Origin of the sequence: Flavobacterium alkalisoli (genome assembly GCF_008000935.1) — a bacterium.
GTDB lineage: Bacteria > Bacteroidota > Bacteroidia > Flavobacteriales > Flavobacteriaceae > Flavobacterium > Flavobacterium alkalisoli.
Genome location: NZ_CP042831.1, coordinates 3,070,260 through 3,082,217, shown reverse-complemented (window position 1 = coordinate 3,082,217; position 11,958 = coordinate 3,070,260). Strand labels below are relative to the sequence as shown.

Annotated in this window: 2 protein-coding genes; both read left to right on the top strand. The window is 42.2% G+C overall.

Translation table 11 applies throughout. The features are described from left to right. The first annotated feature begins 2 nt into the window (after nt 1-2). Nucleotides 3-7,238 carry a hypothetical protein gene (locus tag FUA48_RS14080; RefSeq protein ID WP_147584119.1) on the top strand — a complete coding sequence of 2,412 codons (7,236 nt, stop codon included), beginning with the start codon at nt 3-5 and terminating at the stop codon, nt 7,236-7,238. 20 nt (nt 7,239-7,258) lie between these two features. After that, complete coding sequence (locus FUA48_RS14075) at nt 7,259-11,953, top strand: hypothetical protein (protein ID WP_147584118.1); 4,695 nt, start codon at nt 7,259-7,261, stop codon at nt 11,951-11,953. Nucleotides 11,954-11,958: the final 5 nt, after the last annotated feature.

Here is an 11,958-nt window from a genome sequence, read left to right as displayed (position 1 = left end):
TTATGCCAGTAAATACCAACCTAAAATATTATCCGTCATTAAAGAATCTTATCACATTAGATTCAATACCTGACAGCTTTGATTTTGTAAAAACAATGGCTGCCGATATTTTTGAAAAAATCTTTTACAAAGATTTTCAGTCATCAGTCAGTAACGATGGTTCAACTGCTTTTTATAATTTAGAAATTATAACTCGTGAGCAAATAGCATTTGATCTGCTTTTAGGTTTAAAATTTGTTCTCAACCGCGATACAGATCAAAATGATATTTCCTCATTTCCGATCACAATTGAGTATAATTGGCCAATTATTGCTCATTTTAAAAGTTTTGATATTGAGACTTTTTCTTTTAGTCTTGAGGATTTTTACAAGTTAGGTCTTACCGTTTTCAATATTTCCGAAATAGAAGTTGTTGATCAAGCTATTAAAAATAGAGCTGTTGATATACCTCCTTCGTTAAATCCGGTAAATCTATTTGTTGATGATTTAAATACTGCTCTGTCCGGACATTTGAGCGCACCCATCTCTTATCCGGTGACAGACAATCCCGCTCAAGAACTTGTAAGAGATATTGAGATAAAATATGAAAGTATTGCTTCAGTTGCTGTTTTTAAGACTTATCTCCTAAATACGGATGTAGCTACAACACAAGATAATACGGAAGCCTTTTTTAAAGCCTTCGTTCCTTATGATTTTAAAACCTACTTAAGGGAAATACTGATACCACGGGCAAGGGTGACCTTGGAAGTATCAGCTTCAATTGAATTTCCGAGAAATATACTTAAGCCATGGAATGATTTAGGAACCTTGCCCGATCCTAATCCTGAAAGTAAAGCTTATTTTGATTTTGCTAAGGCTATTTTATATGCTGATACAGATGCGGGAGTAGGTTATAATTTGGAACTTGCGGGAACCCTAAATCCAAGATATTGTGAAATTGGCGATACAGGTCTTCTGGTTCAGATTGAGAGCCTTAAGCTGGACTTGAGTAAGAGTACCAACATACCAGAAGCTTTTAATGATAATAGACCAGAGAATTTTACCGGGGTTTATGCTCGTGCTGTATCGGTCACTTTTCCTCCACGATGGTTTACTCAGGAATCCGAAATTACAGGAAATACAACTACTTCTTTACGATTAGGAGCGTATGATCTTTTAATAGGCACCGGAGGTTTTTCAGGTATTATTGGTCTTGAAGCGGTACCAGTCGGAGTAGGAACAGAATTCCAGTATTTTAACGATAAGTTTAATTTTATTTATCCTGTAACTCTGTATGAAAAAAATGATGAAACGAATCAGTTTTTCGAGGTAAATTTCTCAAATTATGTTGATTTAAGAGCTTATTTAGCAACGCTAAATCAAGACGTGCCTTATGCGTTTAAGTTTCCGCTTTCATTGCAGCCTGTGGGTTCATCACAGGTACTGAAATTTACAACTGCTTCCGAATATTATAGTTATTTGGCATCGCTTAATGAAAATATATTGTGGAAAAGAATTGGAAATGATAATGGTTTTAAAGTTGGTTTCAGGAGTTTTGACATAACCTTTAGCCAAAGTAAAGTTATTTCCTCCAATATTTCCGGAGTACTGGAATTGAATAAGTTCACCTATCCGGAAGGACATTTTTTGGAAGATTCTCCAATGCAAATTGACATTGAAGGACATGTACAGGAAGATGGAGGTTTTAATCTTACAGCCAAAACACAACAGTTACCGATTACATTAAAAGATATTTTTACTTATAACCTTAAAACAGTTGAATTAGGCAGGGATAATAGTAATAGTCCATTTTATTTGGGTACCTCAGGAACTTTGCAGTTTGAAGGTATACTAAGAGATGTCCTTAAATTGGGACCTATTGAGATTGACAGACTACGTATTTATAGTGATGGTTCTATGGAGTTTGATGGCGGTTCCATCAATCTTGCTGAACCAATAGTATTACCTCTTGGTCCTGCGGATATCACGGTTACTGCAATCCATTATGGATCACACCAGAAAGAAGTGAATGGCGTAATGCGCAAGTTCAATTATTTCGGATTTGATGGTGGTATTAACGTAGATCCGTTAGGAGTCGAAATAAGGGGAGATGGTATCAAGTATTATTATTGTACGGATGACCTTCCTAACAAGCCACAGGCCTATCTGCATATTCAAACTCTTTATTTGGATCTTACAATACCAGCCAGTACGCCAGTTGCCATAATAAACGGATGGTTATCCATTCCGGAGCCGGGAACTTCACCTGAGTATGCCGGAGGTATCAAAATTCAATTACCAAAAGCCAAAATAACCGGTAGTGCCGATATGAAATTGGCACCTAGATACCCGGCCTTTATCATAGATGCCTCAATTGAATTCCCGGCTCCTATTCCTTTAGGCACATTTGCCATTTATGGTTTCCGAGGATTATTAGGCTATAGGTATGTTGCCGAGAAAGAGGCCGTGGGTCTCGTTTCCGGAGTAGATACTTGGTATGATTATTATAAGGTGCCGCCACGTGGTATTCATGTTACTAAATTTAGGGGACCAAATCAGACAAACAATGCCCAGGATCCTTTTTCTATAGGTGCAGGTGCATCGTTGGGAACCTCGTTTGACAATGGTACGGTTCTTAATATTAAAGCAATGATTCTGTTGTCCGTTCCGTCATTATTTATGATTGACGGGCGAGCCGCTGTTTTATCCGCAAGGTTAGGACTTGACAATACTCAGGATCCGCCGTTTTTTGCCTTTGTGGCTATCGGGGATAATTCCCTGGAATTCGGCTTTGGAGCAGATTTTAAAATGCCTACAGGAAGTGGATCTATACTGAAACTTTATGCCGATGTTCAGGCTGCTTTCTTTTTTAATAATCCATCGAAGTGGTATGTGAATATTGGAACCAGGGATAACCCTGTTACCGCAGAAATACTACAGTTAGTTACCCTTAAGAGTTACCTAATGCTTTCAGGCAGGGGTATTGAGGCCGGTTCAAGGGGTGAGTTTGACTTCCAAAGGAACTATGCCGGAATTATCAAGGTACATGCCTGGGCATATATTGAGGTTGGAGGTAAGATAAGTTTTGAGAAGCCTCAGTTCGGTGCTTATCTTGATGCCGGTGTTGGTGCCGAGATCAATGTCAAGTTTGTAGAACTGTCTGCATCATTCCAAATACTTTTTGCTGTTGAGGCATCACAACCATATCTGATCTACGGTAAGGTAAGAATAAAGATTAAGATCAAAATACTGTTTGTCTTCAAGTTCTCTTTTGATCAGGAAGTTGAAGTACTTTGGGAGAAGAGCAAGAATGTTGACAGAACTCCAATTAATCCATTGATTAATGGTACTAATACTGCCATAATCCCACAAATTGTCAAAGGGGTTAATATGCTTAGCAATGAAACATTTGAATTGGCATATCTGGGTAGTTCAATACCTTCAAACCTACCTTCGCAGATTACCCAGCATATAATCCCTCTGGATACTTATATTGATTTAAAGACCGAAAAAGCACTATTGCCGGGTGCGGTTGGAAATCTGATAGGCGGAGTTACTAATCCGCCCGATAAATATACTGATCTGATACCACCAGATAAGGTGGTTAAAGGAAAAGAGTTACGTCAGGTGAAACACCAGTATTCACTGGAGAGTCTGGTTATAAAATCATGGAGGCCGGCCTCACAAGGCGTATCGGCAGCATGGGTGGATTATCATCCTTATAAGGCCTTGTATCCTGATGATCAGAGTTCGGCTTTTGATAACCTTAAAATAGGTCAGTTTCAGAAATCAGATGGCAGGTACAATACGGTAAGGTTATTGGCAACAACACCTTTCTCTTATACTGAACAGGGGGAACCTGGATGGTACATTCCTGAACAGTATGGGCTGACTCCCGGTACACTTTTCTGTGAAGGTGAACACCTTTCTCCTAAATGTGCTGACTTTTTGGACAAGCCGTTACAACAGCAGTATTATTTCTTTGACGGTAACCAGATGATCTATTCCAATGAAGCCGCTTTTTTACTGCTTAACACAACAGATAATGATTATGCGGAGATAACGGATCATACCAATGTATTTGGTTTTGCAAAATCATTGGCCTTCGGTAATAAAAAGAAACTTCAGACAATTTTGCCGGAACCTTCGGTATACATATCACTAAAGCTCAGCAGTGACAGTCAGGGAGTAAGAATAAAGTACTACGCTCCACTAATAGATGATTTGGCTCTGGAGGTGCAATACGGCAATCCGGACCCTAATGCGATTAACCAGAGTGAGCCTCATACGGTACTTTTAAGTACCTCACAGCTTAACGAATCGATACTCTATAATAAACCTTCCTGGAGGGCAGTTACTAAAATAGTCATAGAACCACTTTATCCTAATCCGGTCCTTTTGAATTCGCTTCAGGCTCAGATACAGGGTATAAATAACCTTAATGCCCAGATTGCTTTAGGCCTGGCCACAGGTACACCGCAATCTACAGATTCTCTTATCAGCGAACTAAACCTGATCAACGGACAGCAGGGTAATATATCCTCGCAGGGCTATTCTTTTGATCTGGATAATAATCTGTATCAGGCAGATAATAATACCACTCTGTTAACGGCATGGGATTTTGGTAGCGGACATAAGGTAAAAGGAAATCCTTTCGGATTTATGGTCAGCGGTAACGTTCTGACTATTGAGAGCAGACATCAAATATTAGGTGTAAGGCTGTTCCCGGAATTTCCTACTACCCGTTATGAACTGATCAATGATGGCAGAAAAGCAACCGTACTCGCGGGTGATATAAGGGATTTTATAGTCCCGGGAGAAGGAATTAAGCTTGAAATAGATGTTTTTGAGACAAAATGTGAAAAGGATGAGACTTTGTGTGAGCTGTATGATTCACTACTTCAGATTTATAATGGTTGTCTAATAGACCCTTCACAAATCCGAGAGGAAGAGATTCCGGATGTTGCCAAATGCATTGCCAACTCCAGAAGTCTGATTTATGATTTTGATAAGCAATACCCTCAGTACGAGGTGGAGAATATTTATATCGATCAGACTAAGGACATCGATACTTTCATGGCCGATCAGACCCTTGAGCATTATGTAAGGGCTTATCAGGCTCTAGCGAAAATTATTGAAGGTATAGAACAGACAGGAGGATGCGATTGTGGCTGTGATGAAGATTATGAGCTTTGTAAGCTATATGACGACTTGATGGCAATTTATCAGTCCTGCCTAATGGATCCCGGAGTGGCTGAGGAAAGTGACATGACAGCAATGACCGGATGTATGCAGTCCTATCTTTCTACGGTAGGTGATTTTGATAGTAATTTCCCAGATTATGAATTGGCTAAAAAGTTATATTACGACCAGCTTAAGGACATAAATAACTTTATCGCTAACGGATCGCTAGCAAGTTACCAAGTGGCTTATGCTGCCGCTCAGGAGATACAGAACGGAATCAGTATAATGGGCAACTGTGATTGCGGAGGTGATAAAGAAACCACTCTTGAGGACCTATTCAATTCCATTGAGGAGATTTACCATAACTGTTTTCCTGATATTGATAACCTATTTGACTTTTCGGTTCAGATAGGCTGTGCGCAGGATATTATTGATTTCCTGAACGATTTCGATACTGCCAATCCGCAATACGGAATTATTGGAGACCTGCAGGACTACATAGACCTGTTGCTGGATTTTATTGTACATCCGGATGCAGGGAGCTACCAGAATGCCGTGGGAGCCATCGGAGAGATCCTGGATTATCTGAATGATTTGGGACATTATGCTTTTGACAAAATTCCCGATACCACGCTTTTGCATCAGGTTTGCTGGCTGTCACTGGAAAGCTATGAGTATAATTTAAATATTCCGGGACAGGCTGCCATATCTCAGGATGCACAGGCAACCATTGACGGGATTACCAAATATATCCAGCCTGTATGGAGACCTGACACCTCTTATGTGGTTCAGTTTGTACTAAAGGACACTGTTGATAATGGGGAGAACAGCCAACTGTATCCGTTTACCTATGGCTTTACCACAGGGGGACCTGTTGGATATTTCCATACCCATCCGCAATCCACCTACGGAGGGAATCAGATTAACAGTAATCCGGATGCTTTTGCACTAACCTCGCTGCGACAGTATATTGATTATGAGAGGTCCTATCCAAATGCTGATGGTAACCTATTGAGTGCTAAGCCTCTGTTCTATAATGATGAGACATCACAGATATATCTCTTCTTTGCCAAAACCTATGCTACCCATTTCTTTAATACCTGGCAAACGTATAACGGAAAAGCACCAGTTAGTGGTAGGATGAAAATAGTTATTAAAGATCCGGTAGAGGGGACTCAAATTGTCAATCCACCTTATCTTGATTATGATGAAAACGATATTACAACGATACATATCCCTCAGACCGTTGAGGAGTGGAGGGATGATCTCTTCCCGCCGGTACCATTTGTGATTAGCCAGTGGGCAAACCTTTACCAAGCCAATAACTGTATTATTGTTGGGGCTGACCCGATTAAGCCGGCCTCTAAGTTTATCAGTATTGCCCTGAAGCACCTCAAGCCGGAGAAATTATATACGGCCATAGTGAACAATCTTTATGACAGTGACGGTAATGGCCAGTTTAGTGCAGTGGACGAAACCCGTGAAGTACACAAGTTTGTATTTAAGACCTCTCGTTATGCAAGTTTTGCAGAACAGGTGAACAGTTATCTGCTTACCGATGGAACAGGGGATGACTCTGTATCAAGGGAGGCAGTCTTCTCCATTTCCAAACCTTTAACCGCTCAGCAGGTTGACATGGCCTACAAAACCATAGTAGGAGTTGCCAATCCGGCAGATAGTTATATTAACCAATATCAACACGCCTATGATAGGATTTTTGAGGGAATACTGGGACTGGAACCTTTGGATGAGGCTGTATCGACCGAATTTAATTTTATAAGGAACAGTAATGATAATAAGGTTATAGCAGTAATAGTACGAAATCCTGAACCTTTTAATATCCCGAGGATCCCGATAAGTGAGATAATGGACACGCTTCAGGTGATGAATGGCAGCAGTCCGGATACGAATTACAAAGTAGTCTTCTCGAAAGATTATGCTCAGGCTATCATTATGCATTCTTCGCAGGCAATTACGGCTCCAAGTCTTTCCTTTAAGTTCCGATATAAGATATGGAACGGCTACAGTTACGAGGAGTCCGGTAATGTACCACCGATAACAATTGATGTTTTATAAACCTATAAATAAAAAAGATCATGATTGAGATAACAGCAAAAACCTCTCTTCAATCACCACATATATATCTTCAGAGTGCAGGTTCTACAGGTACGGACAGTACAAAAGGCATCCATCTTCGATGGATGCTTAAAAACGGGTTGTCCCAACACCTTCCCAAGGGGGATTATGCCACGCCGGGTATTAATTTTAACAAAACAGCGGATTTTGTAAATATTTACAGGGCGCCCTATCAGAATACCGGAAAATTAGCAACAGTCAGTTTTTCTGCCATACCGGGAACCATTAATGACAGCTCCCTGTATTGGGCCTATGCAGTAAGCGGTAAGATGTTCCACGTACGTTTTAAAAATGGCTCAATATATGCACAGGTACGTGCCTCTGTCAACCCGGGACAGAACCCGCAGGGATTTATTGCTTCCTACATGGGGCAGGGAGGGATACTCGAGGTTGAAAACCAGAGTGAACTAAGCTTTTCGGTTAAGGTAAACCTTTCCAATGCAAGCCAGGCCACTATTAAAACAGAACTGCTTTCGGTAGAGGAAAACACACTGACAGCACCAAGAAGGGCAACGTTGCGTAAAACCTATGATTTTACAGGTATTAACGGCAAAAAGCTCTACAGTGAAAATATACGAAGTATCCGATTACAATGCACCGGTACCTATCCGACCAGTATCGACTTTGAACTTTATTCGGATTTGGTTTCCGACAGGAAAATAACCTGGACACTGCTCGGTAAGCATGCACTCACCCTTGATGATGCCACAGCCTTTGAAAGGCTTGAACCGGCGGCCAATATCGTAAACGGGCGCTGGCTCCGCTATAATGACAATGCGCTTGTTAATGTGAATAATTACAAGCTGCGTTGGAGTGGGGGAAGTGTCCCTCCTGATGAACGCATAAAAAATGGTGTGCAGCGCTATATACAGTTAAGTGACAGCGCAAGTAATCCGATGGCTATGGAAACCTTTAGCTATGATGCGGTGGAGGGGCCGGGTGGTACGCAGGAAGCCTCAGAGTTTGAAATATCAAACCTGCAGCTGCTTGTCATGGCTTCACTGGACTACCATATTGCAAGGATGATGGGTCTGGGCGTACTTGATTTTGGGGGTGTGGTTGAGAGCGGTTCCCGATTTATCTATATAGCAGAATATGTTACCTTTGGTGACCTTCAGGACGGTTTGGGTGCAAGGGAGGTCCATCACCTGTATTGCTCCCTTCCCACTGCACTAACAGATCAGCGACTGCCGGTCCCTGTTGACCTGAAAGCTCCCGTTCCCGGGATGTATACCGGTAACATGATCGAATCACCGGCGAGTATCACCGATCCCGACGGATATTCCCATGACGGTAGGACCCGCTATCTCTCTTTGTTTAATGAAGACCTTCCCGATGAGCAGGAAAATGCGGCTTTCTTTTATAAAAATTATGAGTTCATCTCTGCAGACCTTACAAATCCGGTCTATGCAGGTATCGAATATAGGAAGACCGGGCAGCCCAATTGGCGAAAACCCGAACTCTCGAATAATTCACGGTACGGCAATCTGGACAGTACAGTAAGTACCACCTACGAAAAAAGGGAAACTGTCTCCATTGTTATTCCAGATCCGGGACATGCCTTGTTTGTACACCGCGAAAAGGAATCAGGCTCTCACGATTATAGTTCTTACGGGATCAACTGGTTCTCCAGGGCCACTTCCAGTTCGGTAATCAGGACTATTGAGTCTGTTATTGTGCCGGCCAATGACCTGCTGCCGCCTACCAATATCAATACGGTATTAATACAGAAGGAAAATCCTTTGTTTCTAACCAGTGCCATGGAACAGGACAAGTATGATGATATTGGCCAAGCTGATAAGACTCTTGTGCGTATGACTTTTGAATATGATCATGCCCAGGAGCTTATTGACTATCAGCAGAAAATAGGAAATGAACTGATTGAAGGTTATACGGAATTCCCGGACAATGAGGAACTTTTTGCAGAAAACATCGAACTGTTTTTCAGGAACAGGTTACCACATACCGTTTCCGGTAAGATCCTCTCGGTAACCAATCATAGTAATCCATTGCTGGTTATCATAAAGACCACACCGTATGAACTGGTGAGTACGGGGCAGGAGGATCCTGAGCTGGAAAATCAGGTGATTATACCATCGGTGCCTGCAGGGACTGCCAATAACTTTATAGGAAGCGTATTGGTGGCTGGTGAGTTCGAATATGTAGTCCAGGCGGTTAATACTGCCTCGACATATCCTGAATTTACAGTATACAAAAGGGCAATTAGCGGAGCCATCATCAATGCGCAGACCACTGTCGTACCGGATGAGGACCTTGAGTCCCCGGAGGCGGGCGCCCTGTTTTTGGTTGTAGAGAATATGCAGAGCACTACCTCATGGAATGAACCGACACTGAATAACCCTTCGGGCTTTAAGATAAATATTGATCAGACTGCTGTCCACAGGGAGAGCATTGCCATTATCAATTCCGATAATATAGCGGAAACCCATGTACAGAAATTCAGGGGTATCTATAAAAATGCCACGGTGAAGAAATTCATGGAAGAGGTAAATGTTGCCGATGAAGGGGAGGAGCCCGTTATTGAGCTTAAGCACCTGGGATTGTATGAGGTTACTTTCCCATCCTTTCAGATGCCACAGCACAGCCAGTATACCCAAGGCCATGATTCGGTTGAGTTCTATAACGGAACCGTAAGGATACATACCCTTGCCGACGCACAGGGTACGCGAAAGGTATTTAAGGTTGTCAATGCTAAAAATATTGGAGTTTCCGGTGCAGACCTTACCCTATATATCAGTGATTTATCCTTTCCGGCAGATGAGACCCAACAGGCTTCCTATGAAGGGAAAATAATTCCTGACGGGCAGTCCTCAATCAGTCAGATGGTTAATTACTATCCGGGGTATAAGGTGTATCTGTATGAGGATACCACTTTGGGCCTTACTTCTGCCAATATCCTTCCGCAGGGCGAAGATGATCTCAGGTATTCCGTATTTGGTCTGAGAAGTCATGATAACCTGTACAATTACGATTCCAAACTTTCGACCCCTGTACTGATGTTTGCCAAGGCCATCAGAGAACCGGAGCCTCCCAAACAACCCGAAGGCGGTGATTACGCTACAAGACCTGACTTTTTCGGTAAATCCACCTATACCTTTACCACAGATTATAAAGAAGGGCATAAGCCTTATGCGGTCCAGTTTGGAAGGGCTAGTGATATTCAGCTCCTGTCGGCAGTATATAACAGGACGCCACAGGGACAGCAACCCTCCACAGTGGAATCGATAATGAAAAATATATTTTTGAATGGTGAGGAGGAGTTCTATGTTAACCGTTGGAATAACTTTTTAAGTTTTAACTATCCTGACGGCCAGTTTGAGAGTTTTCCGGATGCGCAGGGAATAGCTTTGCCGCTTCCTGATAGTCCCGATTTTATAGCAGCCATCAATGCTTTTATTGACAATCATAATGATTTCTATACTAACGAGGCAGATGTAGCACATATAACTACAATAACTTCCCTGAATCAGGTGGTCATTGGATCAACTCCGGTTCACGGGCAACTGATAATCAGGGACTTCTTTAAGGATACCATACTGAACTGTTTTGTGCCGCTTACGGAAATACCAATTGTTTTCAGTCATGTAAAAGGGACAGGTTATACACCGGTTCCTAAAAAGCAGAAGGTAAGGGACAGAAACGGTAACCTGCTCAGCCCGACGGATCCTGAGTTTGATATGGCGCCGATGATGAAGGTACTGCAGCAGAATCCCTATATTACGCAGTTTACGGATTTTGGGTTGGATGGTGCTTCCAACGCTAAGTACTTCTATGCAGCCAAAGAAATGAACATGCAGATGAAGTCGAGTGATTACAGCCCTATTTTGGGACCGATAAGTATGGTGAATACCAGCCCTGCTGCTTCACCTGATGTGGTTAAGGTCATATCAATACTGGAGAATGAGGCATTAGGAATCACACCGGCGATAGAATTTACTATAAATGCCTATCCTAAAACGCAGCATATTAAGAAAATTAACTTATACCGTACCAGCAATGCTGCGGATTCCCTTTCTGTAAGGACCATGCAGTTGGTAAAGACTGTCGATCTGACCGAAACGATGTTATTATCACAGCCTCAATGGGTTTTCCGTGATGATTTCGATGATTTGGGTTACACCCCTTACGGCGATCCCCTGTTCTACAGGATAACCGTATCCAGACAGGTGAAATACAATGACAGTACGGGAGCACTTATTATCGATTATGCACCATCGGAGGTATCCAAGGTCGTGATGAGCAATGTGGTAAATAATACACTTCCGGAATCACCGGTGCTGCAGTACTACAGCGAGCCGATCAGTCAGGGTGTTCTCAATTCGGTGATTCTGGCGTGGGATCGCACGGTCTATAACGGCAAGTATCATCTCTATAAAATGAACAGCCAGGGCAACTGGGTTAAGGAAGATACGATTGTAACCAATGCTGCCGAGGTATACTACCCGTTAGGGAACCATACTGTTTTGGACAGTGAGGGGAATCCGGTATACCATCACTATAAGGTTCTGGCGGAGAACTTCTCGGGCATGATAAGCACAAAGGAAAATATACTTACCATATACAGTGAGGATAACTGGCAGGATATAGGAGGAATAGGGGACATGATTGTTGGCGGAACATTCTTAATTCGATAATTACT